Origin of the sequence: Streptomyces sp. NBC_00775 (assembly GCF_036347135.1) — a bacterium.
Classification (GTDB): Bacteria; Actinomycetota; Actinomycetes; order Streptomycetales; family Streptomycetaceae; genus Streptomyces; species Streptomyces lutosisoli.
The window spans coordinates 8,594,458-8,619,509 of sequence record NZ_CP108938.1 but is presented as its reverse complement, the minus strand read 5'-3'; the positions used below and the strand labels follow the sequence as shown (position 1 = coordinate 8,619,509).

The 25,052-nt window shown below is 70.6% G+C and carries 23 protein-coding genes; 12 read left to right on the top strand and 11 right to left on the bottom strand.

Annotation, left to right across the window (positions count from 1 at the left end; genetic code table 11):
- Positions 1 to 61 precede the first annotated feature (61 nt).
- The 5 genes from OIC96_RS38275 to OIC96_RS38255 form a co-directional block, all read right to left on the bottom strand.
- Positions 62 to 697: a cytochrome b/b6 domain-containing protein gene (locus tag OIC96_RS38275; protein WP_330303435.1), complete on the bottom strand. Its 636-nt coding sequence runs from the start codon at positions 695 to 697 to the stop codon at positions 62 to 64.
- Positions 681 to 1,502 carry a molybdopterin-dependent oxidoreductase gene (locus OIC96_RS38270; protein WP_381251022.1) on the bottom strand — a complete coding sequence of 274 codons (822 nt, stop codon included), beginning with the start codon at positions 1,500 to 1,502 and terminating at the stop codon, positions 681 to 683. Before OIC96_RS38270 ends, OIC96_RS38275 begins: the two co-directional genes overlap by 17 nt.
- A 114-nt stretch (positions 1,503 to 1,616) precedes the next feature.
- Positions 1,617 to 3,194, bottom strand: a complete 1,578-nt coding sequence (locus OIC96_RS38265; protein WP_330303436.1) for an APC family permease — start codon at positions 3,192 to 3,194, stop codon at positions 1,617 to 1,619.
- Between the two features lie 107 nt (positions 3,195 to 3,301).
- A complete protein-coding gene (locus OIC96_RS38260; protein WP_330303437.1) occupies positions 3,302 to 4,252 on the bottom strand; it encodes a hypothetical protein in 951 nt (316 codons plus the stop codon).
- Positions 4,253 to 4,421: 169 nt separating this feature from the next.
- Complete coding sequence (locus OIC96_RS38255; protein WP_330303438.1) at positions 4,422 to 6,077, bottom strand: FAD-binding dehydrogenase; 1,656 nt, start codon at positions 6,075 to 6,077, stop codon at positions 4,422 to 4,424.
- Between the two features lie 287 nt (positions 6,078 to 6,364).
- Here OIC96_RS38255 and OIC96_RS38250 point away from each other — a divergent pair, with 287 nt between their 5' ends.
- The 7 genes from OIC96_RS38250 to OIC96_RS38220 all read left to right on the top strand — a co-directional run bounded on the left by OIC96_RS38250 (position 6,365) and on the right by OIC96_RS38220 (position 11,694).
- Positions 6,365 to 7,258 (top strand): DMT family transporter, encoded by an 894-nt coding sequence (locus OIC96_RS38250; RefSeq protein WP_327427531.1) that lies wholly within the window; start codon positions 6,365 to 6,367, stop codon positions 7,256 to 7,258.
- Between the two features lie 90 nt (positions 7,259 to 7,348).
- The gene (locus OIC96_RS38245; RefSeq protein ID WP_330303439.1) at positions 7,349 to 7,864 is read left to right on the top strand and encodes an NUDIX hydrolase; all 516 of its coding nucleotides are present in this window, start codon (positions 7,349 to 7,351) and stop codon (positions 7,862 to 7,864) included.
- Positions 7,865 to 8,125: 261 nt separating this feature from the next.
- Positions 8,126 to 8,518: a YidH family protein gene (locus tag OIC96_RS38240; RefSeq protein ID WP_327427533.1), complete on the top strand. Its 393-nt coding sequence runs from the start codon at positions 8,126 to 8,128 to the stop codon at positions 8,516 to 8,518.
- On the top strand, positions 8,515 to 8,853 hold the full coding sequence (locus OIC96_RS38235) for a DUF202 domain-containing protein (RefSeq protein ID WP_330303440.1): 339 nt from the start codon (positions 8,515 to 8,517) through the stop codon (positions 8,851 to 8,853). Before OIC96_RS38240 ends, OIC96_RS38235 begins: the two co-directional genes overlap by 4 nt.
- Before the next feature lie 132 nt (positions 8,854 to 8,985).
- Positions 8,986 to 9,282 carry a hypothetical protein gene (locus tag OIC96_RS38230; protein WP_330303441.1) on the top strand — a complete coding sequence of 99 codons (297 nt, stop codon included), beginning with the start codon at positions 8,986 to 8,988 and terminating at the stop codon, positions 9,280 to 9,282.
- A 159-nt stretch (positions 9,283 to 9,441) separates the two neighbouring features.
- Positions 9,442 to 10,464 (top strand): phosphotransferase family protein, encoded by a 1,023-nt coding sequence (locus OIC96_RS38225; protein WP_330303442.1) that lies wholly within the window; start codon positions 9,442 to 9,444, stop codon positions 10,462 to 10,464.
- 6 nt (positions 10,465 to 10,470) lie between these two features.
- Positions 10,471 to 11,694 carry an acyl-CoA dehydrogenase family protein gene (locus OIC96_RS38220; RefSeq protein ID WP_330303443.1) on the top strand — a complete coding sequence of 408 codons (1,224 nt, stop codon included), beginning with the start codon at positions 10,471 to 10,473 and terminating at the stop codon, positions 11,692 to 11,694.
- Between the two features lie 166 nt (positions 11,695 to 11,860).
- Here the strand turns inward: OIC96_RS38220 and OIC96_RS38215 are convergent, their stop codons facing one another.
- The 3 genes from OIC96_RS38215 to OIC96_RS38205 are packed head-to-tail and all read right to left on the bottom strand — an operon-like array spanning position 11,861 to position 14,930.
- A complete protein-coding gene (locus OIC96_RS38215) occupies positions 11,861 to 12,454 on the bottom strand; it encodes a TetR/AcrR family transcriptional regulator (RefSeq protein WP_327427538.1) in 594 nt (197 codons plus the stop codon).
- 53 nt (positions 12,455 to 12,507) lie between these two features.
- Positions 12,508 to 14,169: a class I adenylate-forming enzyme family protein gene (locus tag OIC96_RS38210; protein ID WP_330303444.1), complete on the bottom strand. Its 1,662-nt coding sequence runs from the start codon at positions 14,167 to 14,169 to the stop codon at positions 12,508 to 12,510.
- Positions 14,166 to 14,930, bottom strand: coding sequence for an SDR family oxidoreductase (locus OIC96_RS38205; protein WP_330303445.1), 765 nt, complete (start codon positions 14,928 to 14,930; stop codon positions 14,166 to 14,168). The genes OIC96_RS38210 and OIC96_RS38205 overlap by 4 nt, the downstream gene beginning before the upstream one ends.
- 227 nt (positions 14,931 to 15,157) lie before the next feature.
- On the opposite strand from OIC96_RS38205, the gene OIC96_RS38200 reads away from it, so the two are divergent.
- Positions 15,158 to 16,396 carry an exo-beta-N-acetylmuramidase NamZ family protein gene (locus OIC96_RS38200; RefSeq protein ID WP_330303446.1) on the top strand — a complete coding sequence of 413 codons (1,239 nt, stop codon included), beginning with the start codon at positions 15,158 to 15,160 and terminating at the stop codon, positions 16,394 to 16,396.
- A 118-nt stretch (positions 16,397 to 16,514) separates the two neighbouring features.
- Positions 16,515 to 17,837, top strand: a complete 1,323-nt coding sequence (locus OIC96_RS38195) for a serine-threonine protein kinase (protein WP_330303447.1) — start codon at positions 16,515 to 16,517, stop codon at positions 17,835 to 17,837.
- Between the two features lie 48 nt (positions 17,838 to 17,885).
- On the opposite strand, the gene OIC96_RS38190 is transcribed toward OIC96_RS38195, so the two are convergent.
- On the bottom strand, positions 17,886 to 20,672 hold the full coding sequence (locus OIC96_RS38190; RefSeq protein WP_330303448.1) for a penicillin acylase family protein: 2,787 nt from the start codon (positions 20,670 to 20,672) through the stop codon (positions 17,886 to 17,888).
- Positions 20,673 to 20,959: 287 nt separating this feature from the next.
- Between OIC96_RS38190 and OIC96_RS38185 the strand changes: the two genes are divergently transcribed.
- Both OIC96_RS38185 and OIC96_RS38180 read left to right on the top strand, forming a co-directional pair.
- Positions 20,960 to 21,565, top strand: coding sequence for a hypothetical protein (locus OIC96_RS38185; protein ID WP_330303449.1), 606 nt, complete (start codon positions 20,960 to 20,962; stop codon positions 21,563 to 21,565).
- Positions 21,566 to 21,783: 218 nt separating this feature from the next.
- Positions 21,784 to 22,512: a 3-keto-5-aminohexanoate cleavage protein gene (locus OIC96_RS38180; protein ID WP_330303450.1), complete on the top strand. Its 729-nt coding sequence runs from the start codon at positions 21,784 to 21,786 to the stop codon at positions 22,510 to 22,512.
- Here the strand turns inward: OIC96_RS38180 and OIC96_RS38175 are convergent.
- Positions 22,458 to 23,192, bottom strand: a complete 735-nt coding sequence (locus OIC96_RS38175) for a hypothetical protein (protein ID WP_330303451.1) — start codon at positions 23,190 to 23,192, stop codon at positions 22,458 to 22,460. The two genes, OIC96_RS38180 and OIC96_RS38175, sit on opposite strands and share 55 nt — an antisense overlap.
- Positions 23,193 to 23,343: 151 nt before the next feature.
- Here OIC96_RS38175 and OIC96_RS38170 point away from each other — a divergent pair, with 151 nt between their 5' ends.
- The gene (locus OIC96_RS38170; RefSeq protein WP_330303452.1) at positions 23,344 to 24,414 is read left to right on the top strand and encodes an RNA ligase (ATP); all 1,071 of its coding nucleotides are present in this window, start codon (positions 23,344 to 23,346) and stop codon (positions 24,412 to 24,414) included.
- 27 nt (positions 24,415 to 24,441) lie between these two features.
- Here OIC96_RS38170 and soxR read toward each other — a convergent pair whose 3' ends face one another.
- Entirely contained in the window at positions 24,442 to 24,975 is a 534-nt protein-coding gene (gene soxR / locus OIC96_RS38165; RefSeq protein ID WP_330303453.1) for a redox-sensitive transcriptional activator SoxR, read from the bottom strand.
- Positions 24,976 to 25,052 lie beyond the last annotated feature (77 nt).

Below are 25,052 nucleotides of genomic sequence, written 5' to 3'. Positions count from 1 at the left end.
CTCAGGGCCGCCGGACAGCCGTACTCGGGCGACCGGACTCAGGACCGCCGGACGACCGGGCTCAGGGCCGCCAGAGCGGATGCTCGCTCTCCGCCCACTCCTGGCTCACCGACCCCGTCCGCAGTCCCTCGCGGGCCTCCGGGTCGCCCAGCGCCATGCCGATGTGGCCCGCGAGGACGATGCCGATCGTCAGGGCCAGCCAGTCGTGGACGAAGGTCGCCGAGGTGCGCCACATCAGCGGCGTGAGATGGGTGAACCACATCAGCAGGCCCGTGCCGAGCATCACCAGCGTGGCACCGGCGATCCAGGCCGCGTAGATCTTCTGTCCGGCGTTGAACTTGCCCGCGGGGCGCGACTTCGGACGCTTGTCGCGCCGCAGGGCCGCGCGCAGCCACACCCGGTCGTGCGGCCCGAAGCGGTTCAGGAAGCCCAGGTCGGAGCGGAAGGCGCGGGAGGCCAGGCCCGCGAGGACCGGCAGGGGGAGCAGCACGCCCGCCACTTCGTGGATCCTGACCACGAGCTCACGGCGGCCGACGAGTTCGGCGAACTGGGGGATGTACAGGCAGGCCGCGGTCGCCACGCACACGCCCATCAGCAGGGCGGTCACGCGGTGCACCCAGCGCTCGGCGTGGCTGAAGCGGCGTACGCGGGAGGAATGCGGGGACACCGCGGGGGTGTCGTCAACTCGTGGGTGCATCGTCGCGTCCGTTCGAGCGGCCGACCCACGCGTCCACGTCATAGCCCCGGTTCTCCCAGTACCCGGGACGGACGTCCTCGGTGACGGTGATGCCGGAGAGCCATTTGGCGGACTTGTAGAAGTACATGGGGGCTACGTAGAGGCGGACGGGGCCGCCGTGGTTGTGGCCGAGGGGCTTGTCCTGCATGCGCAGGGCGACCAGGACGTCGGCACGACGCGCCTGCTTCAGCGTGAGGCTCTCCGTGTACGTCCCGTCGAAGCAGTTGAACCGGATCGCTCCGGCCGAGGACCGCACTCCGGCGGCGTCGAGCAGATGGGACAGGCGTACGCCCTCGAAGGGGGTGCCCGGCACCCGCCAGCCGGTCACGCACTGGACGTCGTGGACGAGGCGGGTCTGGGGCAGGGCGCGCAGGTCGGCCAGGGTGTAGGTCTTGGGGTGGTCGACGAGGCCGTCGATGGTGAGGCGGTAGTCCGCCTCGCTCTTGTGCGGGACGGACGCCGCCACCGAGTAGTAGCGGAAGCCGCCGCCATTGGGGAGCAGGCCGGTCAGGCCGGTGGGGTCCTTCTCGGAGGCGCCGGCGAGGAAGGATTCGAGGCCGCGCTGGAGCGTGGGCGCGGCGAACACGCCCAGCGCGCCGAGTCCGAGCGTGCCGAGCAGCACCCGGCGGCCGATCGGCGCACCGCGCTCCTGCGGACGCTCCCGGTCCGGCTGTTCCGGGCCTTCGGGGTCCCGCTCGCCCGGTCGCTCCGGGCCCCGCTCGGCGGACCGGCCGGGTCCGCGTTCTTCGGGCTGTTCAGGGTTCACTCAATGATTCGAACACCCGCCACCCCCGTGAGGCCAGCGGCGGCGGGTATCCGTCAGATTTCCGTCATCACTTCTTACTCGATGTTGAGGAAGGCATGCTCCAAGTCGTCCGCCTCAGGACACGGACTCGGCCGCCTTGTCCAGCTGGAACGCCTCGTTGCCGAGCCCGATCCGGGCATGTGCCTCGGGCTTGCGGGAGCGCAGCACTAGGCCCTGGACCACGCCGATGACCAGGGCGGCCCCGATGATGGCGGGCAGCCCCCAGCTCAGCGAGGAGTCCGGTCCCGCACCGACCAGGACGTCGAAGTCCTTGACCGTGTAGACCGCGATGACGAGCAGGGCGATGCCCGCGACCGCGGAGGTGGCGAGGCGCCAGGCCTGGGCCCGCGCGGCGCCGCGGCGGGCGAAGAAGACGATGACGGAGAGCGAGGCGGCCGCCATCAGCAGGATGACGCCGAGCGCGCCGATGTTGCCGCCCCAGGTGAACAGGTGCAGCACGGGTGCGGTCGGGTCGCCGGTCGGCTTGTCGTCGGCGACCGCGAAGCCGATCACGCACACCAGGGACACGACGGTCTGCAGCAGCGAGCCGGTGCCGGGGGCGCCGCTCGCGCCGGCCGTACGCCCGAACGCCCGCGGCAGCAGCCCCTCGCGGCCCATGGCGAAGGCGTACCGCGCGACGACGTTGTGGAAGCTGAGCATCGCCGCGAACATGCCGGTCACGAACAGGACGTGCAGGACGTCCGTGAAGGTGCCGCCGAGCCGCGACTCGGTGAGGAAGAAGAGCAGGCCCGCGCTCTGTTTCTGCGAGGCGCCGACGATGCCCGAGGGTCCGGTGGCCACGGTGAGCGCCCAGCAGCTGAGCGCGAAGAAGACGGCGACACCGGCGACGGCGAGGAACATCACGCGCGGCACCAGGATGTGCGGCCGGCTGGTCTCCTCGGCGTAGACGGGGGCCTGTTCGAAGCCGAGGAAGGCCGCGATGCAGAAGCACAGCGCGGTGCCGACCCCGGCGCCGGTGAGGGTGTCCGGGTTGAAGGCGTGCAGCGACAGGCCCTCCTTGGCCGGGTCGGCGACGGCGGCGATGTCGAAGATGACGACGAGGGCCACCTCGATGACCAGCAGCACGCCCAGCACGCGCGCGTTGACGTCGATCTTCAGCCAGCCGAGCGCGCCGACGAACAGCACGGCCGCCAACGCCGGTATCCACCAGGCGACTTGGAGGTCGAGGTAGGTGGAGCACAGCCCGGACACCTCGAAGCCGAAGATGCCGTAGATGCCGACCTGGAGCGCGTTGTACGCGACCAGCGCGACCAGTGCCGCGCCGGCGCCCGCGGTGCCGCCGAGGCCGCGCGAGATGTACGCGTAGAAGGCGCCCGCGTTGTGGACGTGCCGGCTCATCTCGGCGTACCCGACGCTGAAGAGCACGAGGACGACGCCGAGGATGACGAAGAGCAGCGGCTGCCCGACGATGCCCATCACCGCGAATGTGGTGGGCATGACACCCGCGACCACCATGAGGGGGGCGGTCGCCGCGAGGACGGACAGCAGCAGGCCCCCCGTGCCCAGCCGGTCGGCGCGCAGTGCGCGCTCCTGCCCCTTGAAGGTGCTGATGCCGCCGCCGTCGGCGACGGCGGGTCTGCCCGTGTTCGACGTATCTGATGTGCTCGATGTGCTCGAACTGCCCGTCGTCATCGCGGGGTTGTCCTTTCGGATGTTCGGATTCCGGGTGGTCGCGGGTGGAGCGGATGGAAGCGGGTGGAAGCGGGTGGTCGTCGTGGCTGGTCGTCGTGGCCGGCCGATCACACCGCGCCGAGCGCGCTGTCGCGCGCGGCACGGAAGGCTTTGTGCGGGTCGCGGTCCGGGTACGACCACGGTGCCGGGGTGGCGTGCTCTCCGATGCGATGGAACAGGGCGGCGGCCTCGGCTCCCCGGCCCTGGCAGAACTTGGCGTGGGCGAGGAAGTTGAGGTCGACGAGGCGGCGCGCGTGGTCGTCGCGCTCCCACTCCAGCCACCAGTCGAAGGCGGCCTTCATCACCTGGCGGGCCCGGCGCCCCACCCAGTGCCCGGAGGCGACGGGATCGGCGGGCTCACTGCCGGCGGTGGCGAGGACGCGGTAGCGCTCGGCGTGCGCGACGACCGGGAGGATCGCGAGCGGCGAGTCCGCGGGGGCCTGTTCGGCGGCCCAGTTGGCGAAGTCGTACGCCTCGTGCAGCGGGTCCTGGCCCGCTTCGGCGCGCCGCTCGGCGAGCCGGGCGACCATCAGATGGTGGGCGTGGTGGTGATCGGCGTAGCGGTGGCGCACCTCGTCGAAGAGCTGGACCACGTCGTCCTCGGCACCCAGGGCACGCTCCAGGATGAGCAGGCCGAGCCAGGGCGTGGGGTCGGCGGGCGCGAGTGCCGCGGCGGTGTGGCAGGCCTCGCGGGCGCGCTCGGGACGTTCCTTGCCCTTCAGGGCGCGCTGGACGATGGCACTGCCGAGGAGTACGGCGGCGTCGGCGGAGTCGGGTTCGGCGAGCTGCCAGTCGCGGGCCCAGGCGAGCGCGGCGGACTCCTGCGCGAGGACGGTGACGCGATGACCGCGCCGGTCCCAGTCGTCGCCGGTCGCGGCCAGCAGCGCGCGGACCGCGGTCCACCGCCCCTGCTTCAACGAGGCGCGCGCGGCGACGAGTTCGGCGTCGTTGAGCGCGGCGTCGAAGGCCTGGGCCGCGCGCTTGCGACCGCGGCCGAAGGGAGGCGGGGGTGGTGACACCGCGAGTCGTCCTCACAGGCGCGGTTCGTCAGGGGCCGATCACGCACAGCAAAGCCGCAGCCAAGGGTTCACGTCAAGGGCCGCCTTGGCCACTACACGTGTCAACTACCCCAGGGGGTCGCGGAGTTGATCCGCGACCCACGGCCCCTCCCCATGGGCTCACCGGGGCTCAGCCCACCGCCTTGGCCGCCGCCCGGCCCGCCGTACGTCCGGAGAAGAGGCAGCCGCCGAGGAAGGTGCCTTCGAGCGACCGGTAGCCGTGGACTCCGCCGCCGCCGAACCCGGCGGCCTCACCGGCCGCGTACACGCCCTCCAGCGGATCCCCGCCCTCGGTGAGCACACGTGAGGAGAGGTCGGTCTCCAGGCCGCCGAGGGTCTTGCGGGTGAGGATGTTGAGGCGCACGGCGATCAGCGGGCCCGCCTTGGGGTCGAGGATGCGGTGCGGGGACGCCGTACGGATCAGCTTGTCTCCGAGGAACCTGCGGGCGCCGTGGATCGCCGTCACCTGAAGGTCCTTGGTGAACGGGTTGGCGATCTCCCGGTCGCGCGAGACGATCACGCGGCGCAGCTCCGCCTCGTCGATGAGCGGCTCCTTGGTGAGCGCGTTCATCCCGCGCACCAGCGCGCCGAGGTCCTTCTCGACGACGAAGTCGGCGCCGTTGTCCATGAACGCCTTGACGGGCCCGGGCACATCGGCGCGCGCCCGCCCGAGGACGTCCTTGACGGACTTGCCGGTCAGGTCGGGGTTCTGCTCGGAGCCCGAGAGCGCGAACTCCTTGCCGATGATCTTCTGGTCGAGCACGAACCAGGTGTAGTCGTACCCGGTCTTCATGATGTGCTCGAGCGTGCCGAGGGTGTCGAAGCCGGGGAAGAGCGGCACCGGCAGCCGGTTGCCGCGTGCGTCGAGCCAGAGGGAGGACGGGCCGGGCAGGATGCGGATGCCGTGGTTCTCCCAGATGGGGTTCCAGTTCTGGATGCCCTCGGTGTAGTGCCACATGCGGTCGCGGTTGATGAGGTGGGCGCCCGCCTCCTCGGCGATCCCGAGCATCCTGCCGTCGACGTGCGCGGGAACGCCGGAGATCATGCGCTCGGGCGGATTGCCCAGCCGCTCGGGCCAGTTGGCGCGGACGAGGTCGTGGTTGCCGCCGATGCCGCCCGACGTGACGATCACCGCCTGGGCCTTGAGCTCGAAGGCGCCGGCGACCGTACGGCTGCTGGCCTGGCCGCGTTCGATGCCGGACGGCTCCAGGATCTCGCCGGTGACGGTGTCGACGGAGCCCGCGTTGCGCGAAAGCCCGGTGACGCGGTGGCGGAACTTCAGCTGCACCAGGCCCCGGGCGACTCCGGCCCGCACCCGCCGCTCGAAGGGCGCGACGAGACCGGGCCCGGTCCCCCACGTGATGTGGAAGCGCGGCACCGAGTTGCCGTGCCCGTTGGCGTCGTAGCCGCCGCGCTCGGCCCAGCCCACCACCGGGAAGAAGCGGACGCCCTGCCGGTGCAGCCAGGAACGCTTCTCGCCGGCCGCGAAGTCGACGTACGCCTCGGCCCATTGACGCGGCCAGTGGTCCTCGGGCCGGTCGAAGGCGGCCGTGCCCATCCAGTCCTGGAGGGCGAGCGCGTGGCTGTCCTTGATGCGCAGACGGCGCTGCTCGGGCGAGTCGACGAAGAAGAGCCCGCCGAAGGACCAGTGCGCCTGGCCGCCGATCGACTGCTCCGGCTCCTGGTCGAGGAGGATCACCTTGCGGCCCGCGTCGACGAGCTCCGCGGTCGCCGCGAGCCCCGCGAGGCCCGCTCCGATGACGATCACATCTGCGTCGTAGGCCATGGGCCCTTCCTCTCGCATTCCGACTGGTCGGATCGGCGTCGTCATGAGGCGCCCTCATGAGGTCTTTGTCACGAACCGATCGGCAACGTCGCTGGTTGATGAGACATTGGTGGTGGTTGACCGCGAGGGTCGACCACGCCTTGTTACTGATCGGTCAGATCCTTCGGCAGAAGAGTGACCGAGTCAACTGTCTGGTTCCGGGGACTCCCGGGGGCAGGCGCTGGTCCATGGCACTACAGTCGGCGGGAACGCAACCGTGGCCCGCCTGACGTCTAGAGGTACTCAGCGTGTCGGTTCTCGTTCTGATCCTCGCCGTGAGCGCGGCCTGCTGTCTGGGCTTCGGCTTCGTGCTCCAGCAGAACGCCGCCTCGCACGCGCCGCTGAGCGACTTCCTCTCCCCCCGTCTGCTGCTCGACCTCATCCGTGTGCCCCGGTGGCTGGGCGGCATCGGGCTGATGGTGTGCGGCATGGTCCTCGGCGCCATCGCCCTGGGCAAGGGCGAAGTCTCCCTGGTGGAACCGCTCCTCGCGACCAATCTGCTCTTCGCGCTCGCGCTCTCCCGCCACCAGACCAAGCAGTCACTGGGCCGGCAGGGCTGGACCGGGCTCGCGCTGCTCGCGGGCGGCGTCTCGGCGTTCATCGTGGCGGGTCAGCCGGAGGGCGGCGACGCCGTCAGCAATCCCCTTCGGCACTGGCTGATCATCGGGATCATGGTGGGCCTCGCACTGCTGCTGACCACCTACGCGAAGCGGTCCCGGCTGAGCGCCGGGCCCGTACTGCTCGCACTGGCCGCGGGGCTCCTGTACGGCGTCCAGGACGCGCTCACCCGCGTCAGCGGGCAGCGGTTCAGCGCCGGCGGCTGGAGCGAGCTGCTCACCGGCTGGCAGCCCTACGGAGTGCTGGCGCTCGGCGTGACGGGCCTGGTCCTGGTACAGAGCGCCTTCGAGACCGCACCCCTGCGGATGTCACTGCCCGCACTCACCGCGGCCCAGCCGCTGGCCGGGATCGTCTGCGGGGTGGGCTTCCTCGGGGACCAGCTCCGTACGGACGCGGGGGCGCTCGCCTGGCAGGCCGCGGGGCTCGCGGCCGTCGTGGTAGGCATCGTGCTGCTGGGGCTGCATCCGGCGATGCCGGCGGGGACCGTGGCGGCGGAGCGGTCGCGGGATCTTCAGCCGCATTGAGGGACACGGCGGTCCGGGCGCCGGGGGCGGGGCCCCTCGCGGAGGCGCCGCTTCGGCTCGCGCTGGACTCGTGGCTGCTTGGATGAGGCCATGAGTGCAGCCGACGAGATCCTCGACATCGTGGACGAGAACGACGAAGTCATCGGGCAGTCCCCGCGCGGGGAGGCGTATGCGCGCGGTCTGCGCCACCGGGCCGTGTTCATCCAGGCCCGAAACGCCGAGGGCCGCCTCTTCGTCCATCGCCGCACCCCCACCAAGCTGGTCTTTCCCTCCCTCTACGACATGTTCGTCGGCGGGGTCGTCGGCACGGGCGAGTCCTACGACGACGCGGCGCTGCGCGAGGCCGAGGAGGAACTCGGCGTCTCCGGGCTCCCCCGGCCCGTCCCCCTCTTCAAGTTCCTGTACGACAACGGTGCCGGTCAGACCTGGTGGTCGGCCGTGTACGAGGTCCAATGCGACCTTCCGGTGAACCCTCAGGTGGAGGAGGTCGCCTGGCACGACTTCCTCTCCGAGGAGGAGGTGGAGGCACACCTGGCGGACTGGACGTGGGTGCCGGACGGTCTGGCGGCGTATGAGCGCCTGCGGGACTACCGCGCGCTGGACTGAACGCGGGGATGATCGCCCCCGCCGCCCCTACCCGACCCATCCGTACCTGGGGGCTGCGCCCCCAGACCCCCAAAAGATTGCGCAGTTCCCCGCGCCCCTAAAAGGGGCGCGGGGAACTGCGCAATCTTTTGCACCAGCCCCCACCCACCCGCAGCCAACACACAACCGAACGGGGTCGAAGGGGCGGAGCCCCTGGGGGATGGGACGGGTAGGGGCGGCGGGGGCGAAAACCGCTCGGCCCCAGCCCGGTAGGGTCACGGCGTGATCGAACTCGTGCGGAATGTCCGGCTGTGGTTCGCGCCCCAGGAGATCCGGGAGGAGGGCAGGACGCCCGACTACCGGTTCTCGCTGGCGAACGAGCGGACCTTCCTGGCATGGCTCCGCACCGCCCTCGCCCTCATCGGCGGCGGCTTCGCCGTAGACCAGTTCCTGCCGGACCTCCGATGGGCCTGGCGAGCAGGCCTCGCCCTGGCCCTGCTCGCCGCAGGCGTGCTCTGCTCACTCCGCGCCGTCAACCACTGGATCGCCTGCGAACGGGCGATGCGACGAGGCGAGGACCTGCCGGTGTCACGCTTCCCGGCCCTGCTGAGCATCGCCGTAGCGATCGTCGCCCTCGCGATGGTCGTCGTCGTACTCGCAGGCTGGGCAGGATGACCACGCCCACCCGGGAAGATCGGGAAGAACGGGACCCGGGCCTCCAGCCGGAACGCACCCGGCTCGCCTGGCGCCGTACGACCCTCTCCAGCACCGTCGCCGCCGTACTCGGGATGAAGACCGCTCTGCACGGCGGCCGCTCGGTGGGCGGGGTCGTGGCCTGCGCCGTGTGCTGCGCGCTCTGGCTGGGCTTCCTGGCCGTCGCCCACCGCCGCATCCGGGTGCTCGCGGCGTCCGGCCCGGGCGGCCCACCGGCGCTCACGCCGCGGCATGCGACGGCGGCGACCCTGTGCACGGTGGCACTGGCGGTGTGCGCGGCGGCGCTCGTGTTCTGAGGACCTGGGGCAGCCGCCGGCACGGGGGGACTCGGGCGGCACACAAGCCGGAAGAGCCGTTATGCCGGAATTGCGGCACTTTGTGGCGCTAGCCTGAGCCGTCACTCCACGCCACTTCCGAAGGTGAGCACCATGACCACCCTTCATCAGGAGCACCCCACCCACGAGCACACCCATGGCCCGGGCTGCGGTCACGCCGAGGTGCGGCACGGGGACCATGTCGACTACGCGCACGACGGCCATCTGCACCGCGAGCACTCGGGGCACTGGGACGAGTGCGAGCCGAGCGGTCACACCGCGCACGACGGGCACGGCCACCAGCACGGCCAGGACTGCGGGCACCCCACCGTCGAGCACGGCGACCACCTCGACTATCTGCATGACGGCCACCGGCACGCCCAGCACGACGGACACTGGGACGACCACTAGACGACAGGGCCCAGGCAGCCGCCCGCGGCCACACGGCGTCTCCCCCGGTTCTCAGCGTTGCCGGGAGAGACGCCGATCACGTTTCGCGCACGCGCTGGACGACATACCGACTGGTCGGCATCATGGTCACGTCCCGTTTCCGCGTGCGTAGGAGCAATGATGAGCCCAGACCACCCGCCAGGTCTCGATCTCGACCAGTTGCGCGGCCTGCTCGACCGTGAGCGGCCCGGACTGGTGAACGGCCCCCTGACCGGCCGGCTGATCGAAGGCGGACGGTCGAACCTCACGTACGCGCTCACGGACGGCACCACGAAGTGGGTCGTACGGCGGCCTCCGCTGGGCCACGTGCTGGCCACCGCGCACGACATGAAGCGCGAGCACCGGGTGATCAGCGCGCTGCACCCGACCGCCGTGCCGGTGCCCCGCCCGCTGCTGCTGTGCGAGGACGACACGGTGCTCGGCGCGCCGTTCTACGTCATGGAGTTCGTGGAGGGCACCCCGTACCGCACCGCCGGGCAGCTCGCCCCACTCGGCCCGGAGCGCACCCGCGACGCGGTACTCGGCCTGGTGGACACGCTGGTCGAGCTGCACTCGGTGGATCCCGCCGAAGTGGGCCTCGCGGACTTCGGCCGGCCCGAAGGCTTCCTCGACCGGCAACTGCGCCGCTGGGGCAAGCAGTTGGACGCGTCCAGGAATCGTGAGCTGGCCGGGATCGACGAGCTGCACGCGGCGCTCGGACGCGAACTGCCGCACTCCCCCGCGCCCACCGTCGTGCACGGCGACTACCGGCTCGACAACGTGCTGATCGGCGAGGACGACCGGATCAAGGCGATCCTGGACTGGGAGATGTCCACGCTCGGCGATCCGCTCACCGACCTCGGGCTGCTGGTGATGTACAGCGCGCCGCTGGACCTCCCCAACTCCCCCATCAGCACGACCGCTTCGGCCGCCGGGCACCCGGACCCGGCCGAGATCGTCGAGCGGTACGCCGCGCGCTCGGGGCGCGACGTGTCCGCCGTCTCCTGGTACACGGCGTTCGCCTGGTTCAAGCTCGCCGTGATCCTGGAGGGCATCCACTACCGCTACACGCTGGGCCAGACGGTCGGCGCGGGCTTCGACCGCATCGGCGAGCTGGTTCCCTTCTTCATCGAGCACGGCCTGACCACCCTTCAGGAAGGCTGATCCGCCATGGACTTCGCATTCGACGCGCGCACCGAGGAACTGCGCCAGAAGCTGCTCGCCTTCATGGACGAGTACGTCTATCCGGCGGAGGCCGTCGCGGAGGAGCAGCGCGCCCGGCTGGCCTCGCCGTGGGACACCCCTGCCGTGGTCGGGGAGCTGAAGGCCGAGGCCCGCAGGCAGGGCCTGTGGAACCTCTTCCTTCCCGACTCCGAGTACGGCGCCGGGCTGACCAACCTCCAGTACGCACCGCTCGCCGAAATCACCGGCCGCAGCCCGCACTTGGCGCCCACCGCGCTGAACTGCGCCGCGCCGGACACCGGCAACATGGAGGTGCTCACGCAGTTCGGCGACGAGCGGCAGAAGAAGCAGTGGCTGGAGCCGCTGCTCGCCGGTGAGATCCGCTCGGCGTTCGCGATGACCGAGCCCGAGGTGGCCTCCTCCGACGCCACGAACATCACCACGCGCATCGAGCGAGCCTCCGATGGCACAGACGAGTACGTCATCACCGGCCGCAAGTGGTACATCTCCGGGGCGATGAACCCCGACTGCAAGATCTTCATCGTGATGGGCAAGACGGACCCGGACGGCGCCGACATCCGCCGCCAGCAGTCGATGGTCCTGGTCGCCCGCGACACCCCTGGGGTCGAAGTCCGGCGCGCCATGCAGGTGTACGGCTACGAGGACCACTCCCACGGCGGGCACGCGGAGGTCGTCTTCGACCACGCGCGCGTGCCGGTGTCGAACCTGGTCGGCGAGGAGGGCGGCGGCTTCGCCATCGCCCAGGCGCGGCTCGGGCCGGGCCGTATCCACCACTGCATGCGACTGATCGGCATGGCCGAGCGGGCGATCGAGCTGATGTGCCGCCGGGCCGTGTCCCGCACGGCGTTCGGCAAGCCGCTGGCCCAGCAGGGCGTCGTCCAGAACTGGATCGCCGACGCGCGCGTCGCCGTCGAGCAGCTGCGTCTCCTGGTCCTCAAGACGGCCTGGATGATGGACACGGTCGGCAACAAGGGTGCCCACACCGAGATCCAGGCCATCAAGATCGCCACCCCGCGTACGGTCGTCGACATCCTCGACAAGGCCGTCCAACTGCACGGCGCGGGCGGCGTCAGCCAGGACTTCCCCCTGGCCGAGCTGTGGGCCAGCGCCCGCACGCTCAAGCTCGCGGACGGCCCGGACGAGGTCCACCAGCGCTCGCTGGCGCGACGGGAGATCAAGAAGTACGTGTAACGGTGCGGGCCGGTGGGGGGCAGGGAGTTCCTCGCCCCCGCCGCCCCTACCCGTCCCATCCCTGGGGGCTGCGCCCCCAGACCCCCCTAAAAGATTGCGCAGTTCCCCGCGCCCCTAAAAGGGGCGCGGGGAACTGCGCAATCTTTTAGGCCGGGCGAGAACCCTCCTACGGACGCAGCGCGCGCAGCAGCAGGTCCGCCAAGTGGTCGGCGACCTGTTGCGGGGTGAGCGGACCGTCGGGGCGGTACCACGTGGACAGGTGGTGCACAGAGCCGAAGTGGTAGTCGACGACCAGGTCGGCCGGAGTGGCCGTGGAGAAGACGCCCTTCTTCTGCCCCTCTTCCACCAGCGCACGGAAACGCTCGTGGTACCGACGCCGCTCGGCCCGCACCTGCTTGTCCTTCTCGGGACTGAGGTGATGCATCGACCGGAAGAAGATCGACGCGTCGTCGAGGTTGTCGATCGTCGTGACGACCACGTCGGCCGCGGCACCCCGCAACCGCTCCTCCACCGGCGCATCGGCATCCGCGAACGCGTCCAGCCGCTCCTGCTGGATACGCAGCACGCGCGCGTACACCTCATGCAGCAGGTCGTCCTTGGAGCCGAAGTAGTGGTACAGCGCCCCCTTGGTGACGCCGGCCGCCTCGACGATCTCCTGCACGGAGGTGCGGTCGTAGCCCTGCTCGGCGAAGAGCCGGGTGGCGGCGGCCAAGAGCCGCTGCGGGACGGGCGTACCGTCACCGTCCGTCGTCCTGGGCACTGCCGCCACCTGCCTTCCGAGTGTTCCGGTCAAAGCTGTCGTCTACTGGTCGTCTACTGAGAGTCGTGGGACCGGGAACGAAGTTCCCGACGGAGGATCTTCCCACTCGCCGTCTTCGGCAAGTCGGGCAGGATCTCCACCTGCCGCGGATATTTGTAGGCGGCCAGTCTCTCCTTGCAGTACGCGGCGAGCGCGTCGGGGTCCTCTTCGGCGCCCGGCCGCAGGCTGATGTACGCCTTGACGGTCTCACCTCGGTAGCCGTCCGGTATCCCGACGACGGCCGCCTCGCGCACCGCGGGGTGCGTGTAGAGGACGTCCTCGACCTCACGCGGCCACACCTTGAAGCCGGACGCGTTGATCATGTCCTTCTTGCGGTCGACCACGTAGAGCCAGCCTTCGGAGTCCATGAACCCGATGTCACCGGTGCGCAGCTCGCCGTCCGGGAAGGTCTCGGCGGTGGCTTCCGGGCGGCGCCAGTAGCCGGGCACGACCTGCGGCCCGCGGACGAGGATCTCGCCCTGCTCCCCGAACGGCACCTCCTGGCCCTGGTCGTCCACGATGCGTACGACCGTGTCAGGGCCCGGCACGCCGACGGCCAGCGTCCCCGAGACCGGGTCGACGGGAGCCTCCCGGCCCGGCGGTACGGAGGCGCAGGGCGCGGTGCACTCGGTGAGCCCGTAGCCGTTGCGGACGTACGGCCCGAAGCCGGCCCGGAACTTCTCGACGAGGGCGGGCGGCAGCGGGGCGCCGCCGGAGGAGATGTTCACGAAGGAGGAGAAGTGGTCCGGCGTGACGGCCGGGTGCGCGGCCAGCGCCATGAAGGCGGTCGACGGGCCGACCGTGTAGAGGGGCTTGTGCTCGGCGAACGCGTCGAGGACGACCCCCGCCTCGAAGCGGTACGCCAGGACCAGCGTGCCCCCGCTGTTGAGGCAGGCGGCGAGCTGGCAGACCATCCCGGTGATGTGGAAGAGCGGCGCCATCGCGAAGTAGACGGGCGCCTCGGGCAGCCCCAGGCCCGTCCGCTGCCGCTCGGCGTTGTACATGATGTTGCCGTGCGTGTTGGTGGCCCCCTTGGGGGTGCCGCTCGTGCCCGAGGTGTAGCTGATCAGCGCGATGTCGGACGGGCCGAGGTCACGCCCGTCGGGGGCCTTGTGGCCCGCCTGGGCGACGGCGACGAGGTCGTCGACACCCTCGGCGACCGGCAACGGCTCGAAGGCCAGCACGCGCGCGTCGTTGCGCGTTTGGAGATCCAACTCGCATGCCGTCAGCACGATACGTACGGGCGAGTCGGCCGCCGTCTCACGCAGATACGACTCCCACGCGCGGTCCGAGCACACCAGGGCGCTCACTTCCGCGTCGTGCAGTACGTGGCCCACCTCGCCCGACTTGTACATCGGGTTGACCGGCACGACCGTCGCGCCCGCCTTCCAGGCGCCGAGCAGGGCGAGCACGAAGTGCGGGGAGTTCTGCAGCAGGATCGCGACCCGGTCGCCGCGCTCCAGGCCCCGGGCGGCGAGGTGCCCGGCGACGGAGTCGCTCAGCTCGTCCACCTCGCGGTAGCTCAGCCGGCCGTCGAAGTAGGCGAGCGCGATGCGGTCCGGGGTGTGCGTCACGGCCTCACGGAAGGCGTGCACCAGGGTGTCGGCGGGGCTCACCGGGCCGCGCTGGGCGTCGTTGAGCAGGGCCACCCAGGGCCGGTCGGCGTAGGTGGTCACTGGCCCGCCTCCCACTTCTGCTGGATGTGGTTCATGTTCGTCAGCCAGCGGTCGGGCTCCGCGGCCCGCACCTGGTAGTACCCGGCGACCTCGGGGTGCGGCAGGATCAGGAAACGGTCGTCATCGATCCCCTTGAAGAGCGCGTCGGCGACGGCCTCGGGCTCGATGGCGGTCGGCTGGAGCACCAGGTCACCCGCGCTGCCCGTGGCGTCGAGCATGTCGGTGCGCACGCCCTGCGGACAGATCGCGTGGACCTTGATCCCGCGGTGGCGGTAGGTCAGCGACAGCCACTCCGCGAAGGCGTACGCGCCGTGCTTGGTGACGCTGTAGGGCGCGGCACCGATCATGGTGAGCAGTCCCGCGGCCGAGACGGTGGAGACGAAACGGCCGCTGCCGCGCTCCAGCCAGGCCGGGAGCAGCTCCTGGGCGGCGCGGACGTGCGCCATCACGTTCACGTCCCAGGCGAGCGCCCAGACCTTCTCGTCGGCCGCCTCCGAGCCGCCCGAGGCGAGGCCCGCGTTGGCGCAGTAGACGTCGACCGTGCCACCGAGGGCGTCCCGGGCGTCGGCCACGATCGCGGACGCGTCGCCGGGGACCGCGATGCCGCCGATCTCGTCGGCCACGGCCTGCGCCTTGGCGGCGTCCAGGTCGTTGACGACGACCCTGGCCCCCTCGGCGGCAAATCGACGGGCCAGCGCGGCCCCGATGCCGCCTCCCGCTCCGGTGACGACCACTCCGGCATCCTGCACGGCTTCCACCATCGGTCTCCTTCGACGCGACGCGACGCAACTCGGCTCTGCTGCGGCTCCAGACTAACCAGTCGGTATGTAACTGGGGAAGGCCCCTTGGAAGCTCCGGCCCACAGAGGCGCCCCGTAAGGGGCGCGGGGAACGGCGCGACAAGCCACGACGAACCCGCAGCCTACGATCTCCCCGCGGAAGCCCTTAGCCTGCCTATGGCAACCTTCCGCGATCACGGAGGTCCCACCATGCGCCTCTCAAGACGGTCCCTGCTCGCAGCCGGCGCCACCGCAGCGACCCTCGCACCGCTCCCGGCCGGAGCAACCGAAGAACGCGGCAACAAGCTACGCACCGGCTTCGAACGCCTGGCCCAATCCGGCTACGCCCAGCTCAGCGGCCAGCGCACCGGCATCGTCACCAACCCCACCGGCGTCACCCAGGACGTACGCCACATCGTCGACGTCATGCACGCCGACGACCGCGTGAACCTGATTGCCGTCTTCGGCCCCGAGCACGGCTTCCGCGGCACCGCGCAGGCGGGCGGCTCCGAGGGCCACTACGACGACCCGGCGACCGGGCTCCCCGTCTACGACACGTACCTGAAGAGCGGGCAAGCCCTCGCCGACATCTTCACGGCCTCCGGCGTGGACACCGTCGTCTTCGACATCCAGGACGTGGGCGCCCGCTTCTACACGTACATCTGGACGCTGTACGACTGCATGGAGGCCGCCCGGCTCGCGGGCAAGCGCTTCGTGGTGCTCGACCGGCCCAACCCGGTGACCGGGCGGGCGGCCCAAGGGCCCGTCCTGCACAAGGAGTTCGCGACGTTCGTCGGACGGCAGCCCATCGCGCAGGCGCACGGGATGACGGTGGCGGAGCTGGCGCGGCTGTTCAACGGGGAGTTCCTGCCGTCGCCGGTGGAGCTGGACACCGTACTGATGTCGGGCTGGAAGCGCTCGGACTTCTACGACGCCTCCGGCCTGCCCTGGGTCCCGCCGAGCCCGAACATGCCGACGGCCGACACCGCCCTGGTGTACTCGGGGACCTGTCTCTTCGAGGGGACGAACCTGTCGGAGGGGCGGGGCACGACCCGCCCGTTCGAGCTGCTGGGCGCGGAGGGCGTCGACGGACGCTGGGCCGCCGAGGCCGGCCGGCTCGCCCTCCCCGGCGTGCACTTCAGGGAGGCGTACTTCGCTCCCACCTTCTCCAAGTTCCAGGGCAAGACCATCGGGGGCGTACAGATCCATGTGCACGACCGGGCCGCGTACGACCCCGTACGCACTGGAATCGCCCTCCTGGTGACCGCCAAGAAGGTCTGGAGCGGCTTCACTTGGCGCTCCGACAACTGGATCGACAAGCTGACCGGCTCCACGAGTGTGCGCACGATGATCGACGCGGGGGCGAGCGCCGACGAGGTGGTGGCGGCCTGGCAGGAGGAGCTGGCGGCGTTCCGGCGCGTGCGCAAGGAGTACCTCGTTTACCGATAGGCCTGATACGACATCAGTTCGGGCACCACAGGACTCGACGTGACGTATGGCCAACTTCTCCCACCAGTAGGACGATGCGCCCAGATCGCACCGCCCACGGGGGACGAGGGGGCTTGTCATGGCGGATCCGGCAGTGAGTGTTTCTCCCTACTGGGAGCTCACTTTCGATGCGGACGGGGACATCGACGGCCGGGAGCGGGACCGGCTGCTCAAGGAGGTGCCGCAGCGCAAGATCCGTGACCTGGTCGTCTTCGCGCACGGCTGGAACAACGACCGCCCGGGCGCCACCCGCCTCTACAGCCACTTCTTCGAACCCGTCCCGGAGCTCGCGCCGACCGCGCGCCTGGGCTACGTGGGAGTGGTGTGGCCCTCGATGCGGTTCTCGGACGAGCCGATCCCCGACTTCCCCCCGTCGGTGGCCGCCGGCGTCGCCACGGTGGCGCGGCCCGTCCTCGACATGGGCAGCCGGCACGCGCTCCTGGAGGTGTTCCCGGGCCGCGCGACGGTGGTCGAGCAGATCGCCCGACTGCTGGACCAACAGCCGGACGAGGGCGCCTCGTTGGAGGAGTTCGGACGTCTCGTACGACTGCTCGTCGAGGTCCGGCCGCAGGGGCCGCAGACCGCGTTCGCCGCGGACACACTGGCGGAGGGGGTGCCGGAGAGCGACCCCGAGATGCTCTTCGGGGACACGGCGACGGTCTGCGGCGAGTTCGCGCAGGCGCTGGCCGAGGCCGAGACTCCCGGCGCCGCCTCGTTCGCGCTGCCACGGCTGTGGGACGGCGCCCACGAACTGCTGCGCCAGGCCACGTACTACGCGATGAAGCGCCGCGCCGGCACGATCGGTGAGCGCGGGCTCGGGCGCGCGATCGGGCAACTCGCCAAGGCGGCTCCCGATGTGCGCGTGCACCTCGTCGGGCACAGCTTCGGCGGACGCCTGGTCTCCTTCGCCCTGCGCGGACTGCCCAAGGGCGTGCGCTCGGTGAAGTCGGTGACCCTGCTCCAAGGGGCCTTCTCGCACTACGCGTTCGCGGCGCGGCTGCCGCACGATCCTCGGGCGAGCGGTGTGCTGGACGGCCAGCAGAACCGTATCGACGGCCCCCTGGTGTGCTGCTACTCCCACTTCGACTCGGCGCTCGGCACGATCTATCCGCTGGCCTCGCGGATGGCGGGCGACTCCCGGGCGGTCACGGCGGACTTCGACATCGGCCGCACGCTGGGCGCCAAATGGGGTGCGATGGGCCACGACGGGGTGCAGGCGGTGGCGGGCACCAGGACGCTCACGCTCGCCGACGCCCTGCACACACCGCTGCCCGCCTCGGGCTGCGTGAACATCGACGCCGCCGCGGTGGTCAACCGCGGCGGGCCCCCGTCCGGGGCCCACAGCGACATCTGCCACCGGGAACTGGCACAGCTGGTGCTGGCGGCGGGCCGTGTGAAGTGACCCGCCGCCGCACCGTTTCCACTGATTTCCCGCGATAATTACCAGTGTCTAACGGTGTGAGGTGTACTCGACCACCTGCTGATACGTCGGCCGGTTCTGCCAGGTGATCTTGCCGTGCTTGATGCCGCCGAGCGTCCGCTGGACGATCGAGTCGGCGCACCACTGGTCACCGGCCGAGCACTGGTCGTCGCCGGGGTAGACGTCGGACGCGGTCTTGCCGGCCGCCTCCTTGAGCGTGCTGATCAGGGCGTCCCGGCAGGCGCTGAGGCTGCCGGAGCCGCAGTACTTCTGCGAGAGTCCGCCCTGTACCGACTCCCCCAGCACCGCCCGGATGTCCTTGTCGACATAGCTCCACCAGCCGTACTGGAAGGAGCTTCCGGCGTGCGAGCCGGTCGGGCCGTGCGCCGCCGACGGCGACTCGTCGATGGGGAGGTTGTTGCCGAGCGCGGTGTACAGGTCGCTGCCGAGCCCCGGCTGGAACTCCGCCTTCACCAGCAGCGGCCACCAGGCGTCCAGGATGCGGATCGCGTCGGCGTTGGCGTATGTGTGCGAGCCGGACGAGGTCTCCGTGCGCTTGGCGCCCGCCGTCACCCACGCGGACAGCTTGCTGACCGCCGCCGCGGCCGTGGAGTCCGTGACCGTCGAGCTGTTGACGACCTTCAGCAGGTCCGGCAGCACGTCCTCGGCCCGCAGGTCGGCGAGCGCCGCGTCGGCCATGGCCTTCACCAGCGCCGACCTGGTCACACCGCCCGCGGCGACCAGCTTCTTCACCCGGTCCTCCAGGAGGTTGCCGCGGTGCACCGAGCCGTCACCCCAGGAGGCCGTCGTGTAGTCCTTGGCCTGCTTGTTGTTCCAGGAGATGTAGTAGTCCTGGTCCACGGAGTTGGGGTGGGCGGACGCCGCGGTGTACGTGGCGGTGTTCGTCGCCGGGTCCCAGCCCTGCCACTCGTACGCCGCCTGCGCCCACACCGGGAACTCGGCGTCGACACCGGTGGCACGCACCGGGTTGTCGCCGCTGTTGTAGTACGCGGTGTGCGCCGAGTCGGCGTAGAACCAGTTGAAGGTGTAGTTGATGTGCTGCACCGCGCTCTGGAAGGTCGCCGGGCTCTTCACGTAGTCCGGGTCGTTGAGCATCTGGAAGCCGATGATCGAGTCGGCCTCGTGCATGAAGGAGGAGCGCAGGGTGGTGTACGCGACCTTCTTGCCGCCGACCGTCGCGCGGTACTCCACCGGGCCGTACTTCGTCCGGTAGACCTGCATCCGGTACGAGCCCGCCGCGGTGCCGTCGGCGGTGGTCGGCTTCCAGGAGTTGGTCTGCTCGATCTTGTCCATGGCCGTACAGGTGCCGTGGTAGAGGTAGTGGTAGTCGTCCTGGCACAGCTCGACGGCGTACGTGTCGATGATGTCCTGGCCGGAGGTCGTCGCACTCCAGGAGTAGTCCTGGCCGCGGCCGAGCTCGACGTACATGCTCAAGCCCGCGAAGGAGGCGCCGCGGGCGCTGAGGCCCGGGCCCTGGATCTCCTGGAGCATGAGCAGCTGTGGCGCGAAATAGCCGGTCTGCGGGCCGAAGACGGCGATCGGGTGGCCGCTGGCGGTGTACTTGCCGCTCACCACGAGGGCGTTGGACATACCGCGCTTGGCCGAGGTGAGGGACGTGGTGGCCGCCGTGGTCGAGGCGCTGGTGGCCGTGGAGGTGGCCGCGCTGCCGGTGCGGTCGTAGACCAGCGGCTCCTGGGTCACCGAACCGGCGTCGGGCAGGGCCTCGCCCTGCGGGCTGTCCGGCTTGGTCGCGTAGGGGAAGCTCTCGCCGTTGTGGACGGTGAGCGCGGCTTCCGGGTCGTTGCGCTCCCGGAAGGACTCCCAGAGCTTGGTGCCCTCGGTCACGCCGTACTTGGACTGGGCGGCCAGGAGCGAGAGGGCGTTGTTGACCTCGCCGCCGCCTCCGGAGCCGAAGAGCGCGCCGATGACGGAGGCCAGCGCGACCAGGTCGGTGAGCTTGAAGTGGTCGATGGTGCCGGCGTTGGTGACGGAGTCCTTGTGGCCGGTCAGGACGTACTCGCCGGGGAAGTAACGGCCGCTGTCGGAGGCGTCGATGTAGGCGTTGATGCCGTCGATGTAGGCGTTGGCGTCGGCGAGGGCCTGCGTGCCGCGGGCGCCGGCATTGGCGGTGGCGCTGTCGATCTGGGCCTGCAGATCGGCTTCGGTGTAGGGCGCGGTGCGCCAGAACTCCTGCTCAAGGCCCTGGTTGGAGGCGGCCCCGCCGGCGAAGGGGGTCAGCTGGCCGCGTCCGACGTGCCGGAAGACGTCCATCAGCCACAGCCGGTCCTGGGCCGCGGCGTACCCGGCGCCGTACTCGGTGCCGTAGCGGGTGGTGCCGGTGATGTGCGGGACGCCCGTCTTCTTGTCGCGGACGATCGTCACGTCGCTGCGCGGCTTCGTGGTGGAGGCGACCTGGTCCGAAGCGACCCCGAACGACGCGTCGTTGAAGAAGTCGTTGATTTTGGCGTCGGTGAGCGTGGGGTAGCCCGAGGGCAGGTTGCCGTAGGGGGCGAGCTGGTCCTCCGCGTGGTCCGGCTGGGTGCCGAAGGCCTGGTTGAGGAGGATCTGGGCCAGGGTCGCGTTGCCGTTCTCGCCGGGCGGGAGGATGTCGGAACACTGGCCGCCGCAGTAGTCGTTCGCGGCGGCCGCGGTGGAGGTGTCGGCGGCCGCGGCCTGGGTGAGCGGCGACAGAAGACCGGCGAGGAGCACGCAGATGGATGCGGCCTTGAGGAACTTGGGGAATCTTCGGGGAGTTCTCAGTCTGTCGAGCGTGGTGCGTGGGATGCGCCGAGGCATGGCAGCTCCTACCGACGGGGGTGAGCCGGACGTTACCGCCGGTATCCCCGGGATTGAAGATGAACATGCGTCAGTTTTTGGGATTCATCGCAGTCGGACAGCACCGTCGACAGGCGGCTGACAGCGGCGGGAGGTAGGCCGGGATGGGCTCGGTGGGTGGCTTATGGCGGTCATCGAAAAATGGATGGAGCCGAATCGCTTGTCGATACGTCTATTCGGCGACGTCCGTACGAAACGACGCCGAGGTGACCGAAGTTCAGGTGCAGGTGTGACGGAGGTGCAGGGCGATGGCCGGTTTCCGGAGTCTGGCGAGACAGGTGCGAGATCCGAGGAGCGATCTGGCACTGCGGCGCTATTCACTGCGCAAGTGCCTTGAGAGGTTCGCCCCTTACGGGCATCGGGCGACCTGGAACCATCTGTGCTCCCGGGCCGGGTTCGGTCCCGAGGACCGGTCCCCCGATCCAGCGCGGCTCGTGGCCGCACTGGACGAGCTGGAGGAGGCCCGCTCCGTCTGGCTCGCCTACGAGATCGAGTTCGCGCAGCGTCGCAAGAAGGAAAAGCACGACGGGCTGCGCAGGCCGGGCAGTGTCGACGACTGGCACCGGCTGACCTGGGGCGGCTTCGGGGTCGCGTGGTGCGACGACCCGAGGATCCACCCCCATGAACCACTGGCCGAGGTGCTGCGCAGGCTGATCGCCGCGCTGGAGCGGGAGCCGGGCTCGGTCTGCCCGGTGTGCTCCGGGGAGCGCCTTATCTGGAAGTACGACCTGGCCCATGAACCGTCTTCGGGTCCGGTGTGCACGAGTTGCGGAATTGTTGTCCCGCGGCCCGTTCTGACGCCCGAAGCGCTGGCGGAGTCCAGGCGCGGCCGGCTGCTTCTTGCCTCTGCGTGAGCGCTCCGCTGGGTTGAGCGGCTCCGGATGCTGAGCGGTGCTGGGTGCTGGGCGGTGCTGGGTGCTGGGCGGTGCTGGGTGCTGGGCGGCGTGGGTACGGGAACTGCGGGTGAGTCGTCTGCTGCGGGTTGTTCGTGGCTGGGCGCGCAGTTCCCCGCGCCCCTTTCGGGGCGCTGTCCTAGGGCGGGTTGTCGGTGGTGGCTGGCAACATCGAGGGCATGGTGCAGGTCTGTTTGAACGGGAGCCGGGGGGCCGGTGACGGTGCTGTCGTGCCGATGTCGCCCGGGGCGATGGCCCAGTCCGCGGCCGAGGCTGTCGCGGCCGGGGCCTCGGACATTCATGTCCATCCCAGAACCCCCTGCGGACAGGACACGTTGTCGCCGAAGGCGGTCGCGGCGACGCTCGAAGCGATACGGGCACGGGTCGGCGTTCCGATCGGCGTGACCACCGGCGCGTGGGCCGAGCCGGACCCCGCCGCCCGGGTCGCATACGTCCGTTCCTGGACCGTCCTGCCCGATCACGCCTCGGTCAACTGGCATGAGCCGGGAGCGGAAGAGGTCGCCGCCGCGCTCCTCGACCGCGGGATCGGCGTGGAGGCGGGCATCTGGTCCGGCACGGACGGCGCCGCCGTGTTCGCGGCATCGCCGCTCGGGCCGCGGGTGCTGCGGGTCCTGGCGGAGGTCACGGACACCTCTCCCGAGACGGCGGAGAAGTCGGCCCGCGCCCTGCTCGCCGACCTCGGCAGCGCCAACGGCCGCCCCGTGCTGCTGCACGGAGAAGAGGGCGGCGCCTGGCCGGTGCTGAGACTCGCGGGACGGCTGGGGCTCGCCATACGCATCGGCCTGGAGGACACGCTCGTACTCCCGGACGGGGAGCGGGCGGTGTCCAACGGTCAGCTGGTGGCGGAGGGGTTGGTCCAGTACGGGTGGGCCCAGCGCTCGTCGTAGGGCAGGGCGAGGAGTTCGGCGCGGAGGGCGAGGTCGGGCTCGCCCTGGGCGCGGAGGCGGTCGGCGGCGTGCCGGGACAGCCAGTCCTTGAGCTCGGCGACGGCCTCGTCCTCGGCGTCGGGCCCCCACCAGGCGAAGGGTGAGCAGTCGCTGATCAGGTCGTAGATCCAGTCGTCCGCGCACCGCACGAGGTGGGTCTCGGCCGACGGCTGCCGGTGCCATCCGGCGAGGAAGGGGGTCACCGTCCCGGCGATCGTGGTGCAGGTCTCGAAGACGTTCTTGACGGGGTGTGGCGGTCGCGGCGTCGAGAGGACGTCCTGCCACCAGGCCTGGAGGAACGTGTCGATGGCCCGGGCCTGATCGGCCGGCCAGGAGCGCCAGTTCACCCAGATGAGCCCGTGGGCTCCCCGGGAGGATCCGCCGAGACTCCCGTCGGCCATCGCCCGCGCCGCCTGCGGCAGCAGCCGACGCATCGCCGCGGCATGATCGTCGAAGTGGTCGGAGACCTCGTACAGGAACCGCTCCAGCACGTCCAACGGCATGCGGATGTCCGGAGTGCGCAAGAACGCGGTCTCCTCGGGCAGGTGACAGCGCCCGCAACCGGCCTCGTCCGGGCTGGCGAAGCCGTGGAAGACCGTGTCGATGTCCGCGAGGGCGGCCTCAAGGGCGGCTGAGGTCATGGGAGTCGGTCCCCTCAGGACTCCGTGCCGTGCGTCGTCGCCGCGGGCCGAAGATCCCGACGCTACCAGCCGCTAATCCGCTCGCTCCACCCCATTCCCGTGAGGACAGTTGGGGCGATGAAACCCAGCTGAGGAACCCCGAGGAGTGCCGATGTCGACGCTGCGCGTCACCGCCGAAGTGCTGACCATCCACGAGCATCCGAACGCCGACGCGCTCGAACTGGCCCAGGTGGGCCTGTACCGGGCCGTCGTCGCCAAGGGCGCCTACCGCACTGGCGAGCGGGCCGTCTACATCCCGGAGCAGTCCGTGCTCCCGGCCGGGCTGATCGAGGAGCTGGGTCTGACCGGGCGCCTCGCGGGAAGCGCCTCGGACCGGGTCAGGGCCGTACGGCTGCGCGGTGAGCTGTCGCAGGGGCTCGTGTGCCGCCCGAAGGCGCTGGCGGACGTCGATCTGGCGCAGGCCGCCGAGGACGGCACGGACTTCGCCGAAGTGCTCGGCATCGTCAAATGGGTGCCGCCGATCCCGCCCACGATGAGCGGCGAGGTCGAGTCCGCGCCCGATCTGCTGCCCTGGGTCGACATCGAGAACATCCAGCGCTACCCGGACATCTTCACCCCCGGCGAGCCCGTCGTCCTGACCGAGAAGCTGCACGGCTCGGCCTGTCTGCTGACGTACGTCGCCGACGAGGGCGGTCGCGTACACGTCTCGTCGAAGGGCTTCGGCGCCAAGTCCCTCGCGCTGAAGGAGGACCCGCGCAATCTGTACTGGCGGGCCGTCCACGGCCACGGGGTCGCGGAGGCCGCGGCCCGGCTCGCCGAGCGGCTCGGTGCGCGCCGGGTCGGGATCTTCGGCGAGGTGTACGGAGCGGGCGTACAGGACCTGACGTACGGCGCCGACGGCCGCCGCCAGACGCTCGGTTACGCCGTGTTCGACGTGTCCGCGGAGATCGACGGCGAGGTCCGGTGGCTGGACCCGGCAGCGCTGCTGGAGGGCGAACTCCCGCTGGTGCCACGGCTGTACGAGGGCCCGTACGACATCGAGCGCGTCCTGGAGGTCGCCTCGGGGCGGGAGACCGTCTCCGGCCGCGAGCTGCATCTGCGCGAGGGTGTCGTCATCCGCCCGGCAGCCGAGCGGTACAGCCCGGTGACGGGCGGCCGGGCGATAGCCAAGGCGGTCAGTCCGGCGTATCTGACGCGGAAGGGCGGCACGGAGTTCGAGTAGTGGGGCGTACGGAGCCCGGGGCGCCGTTCAGCGGCAGTCCTCGGGCTCCTTCTGGCCGGCGGCGGGACCGGCGGCGTCGGTCCTGGCCGCGCTGCCGGTGGAGCGCGCGCGTTCCACCATGAGCCGGGAGCCGGTCAGGCGTTCGCCGAAGGCGTCGTCCGGGTTGGACAGGACACAGTTCTCCAGGGACAGACACCCGCAGCCGATGCAGTCGGTCAGGTGATCCCGCAGCCTGCCCAACTGCTTGATGCGCTCGTCGAGTTCGGAACGCCAGGCCTCCGAGAGGCGGGCCCAGTCCTCGCGCGTCGGGGTGCGCTCCTCGGGGAGTTCGGCGAGGGCCTCGCGGATGGTCGCGAGCGGGATGCCGACGCGTTGCGCGGCACGGACGAAGGCGACACGGCGCAGTGCGTCGCGGTGGTAGCGGCGCTGGTTTCCCGTGGTGCGGCGGCTGCTGATGAGGCCCTTGGACTCGTAGAAGTGCAGGGCGGAGACGGCGGCGCCGCTGCGGGCCGACAGCTGGCCGACGGTCAGCTCGTGGATCTTCTCAGGGATCTGGGGCACCCCTCCAACCCTACCTACTTCGTCACACGCCCGGTCCGTTGACATGCGCTCCGCGTCCGACCATGCTAAGCAGTCGC

Coding starts and splice junctions, on each gene's coding strand:
- OIC96_RS38275 (WP_330303435.1), bottom strand. CDS start 697: ATGCACCCACGAGTTGACGACACCCCCGCGGTGTCCCCGCATTCCTCC.
- OIC96_RS38265 (WP_330303436.1), bottom strand. CDS start 3,194: ATGACGACGGGCAGTTCGAGCACATCGAGCACATCAGATACGTCGAAC.
- OIC96_RS38255 (WP_330303438.1), bottom strand. CDS start 6,077: ATGGCCTACGACGCAGATGTGATCGTCATCGGAGCGGGCCTCGCGGGG.
- OIC96_RS38245 (WP_330303439.1), top strand. CDS start 7,349: ATGAGTGCAGCCGACGAGATCCTCGACATCGTGGACGAGAACGACGAA.
- OIC96_RS38235 (WP_330303440.1), top strand. CDS start 8,515: ATGACCACGCCCACCCGGGAAGATCGGGAAGAACGGGACCCGGGCCTC.
- OIC96_RS38230 (WP_330303441.1), top strand. CDS start 8,986: ATGACCACCCTTCATCAGGAGCACCCCACCCACGAGCACACCCATGGC.
- OIC96_RS38225 (WP_330303442.1), top strand. CDS start 9,442: ATGAGCCCAGACCACCCGCCAGGTCTCGATCTCGACCAGTTGCGCGGC.
- OIC96_RS38220 (WP_330303443.1), top strand. CDS start 10,471: ATGGACTTCGCATTCGACGCGCGCACCGAGGAACTGCGCCAGAAGCTG.
- OIC96_RS38205 (WP_330303445.1), bottom strand. CDS start 14,930: ATGGTGGAAGCCGTGCAGGATGCCGGAGTGGTCGTCACCGGAGCGGGA.
- OIC96_RS38200 (WP_330303446.1), top strand. CDS start 15,158: ATGCGCCTCTCAAGACGGTCCCTGCTCGCAGCCGGCGCCACCGCAGCG.
- OIC96_RS38195 (WP_330303447.1), top strand. CDS start 16,515: ATGGCGGATCCGGCAGTGAGTGTTTCTCCCTACTGGGAGCTCACTTTC.
- OIC96_RS38190 (WP_330303448.1), bottom strand. CDS start 20,672: ATGCCTCGGCGCATCCCACGCACCACGCTCGACAGACTGAGAACTCCC.
- OIC96_RS38185 (WP_330303449.1), top strand. CDS start 20,960: ATGGCCGGTTTCCGGAGTCTGGCGAGACAGGTGCGAGATCCGAGGAGC.
- OIC96_RS38180 (WP_330303450.1), top strand. CDS start 21,784: ATGGTGCAGGTCTGTTTGAACGGGAGCCGGGGGGCCGGTGACGGTGCT.
- OIC96_RS38175 (WP_330303451.1), bottom strand. CDS start 23,192: ATGACCTCAGCCGCCCTTGAGGCCGCCCTCGCGGACATCGACACGGTC.
- OIC96_RS38170 (WP_330303452.1), top strand. CDS start 23,344: ATGTCGACGCTGCGCGTCACCGCCGAAGTGCTGACCATCCACGAGCAT.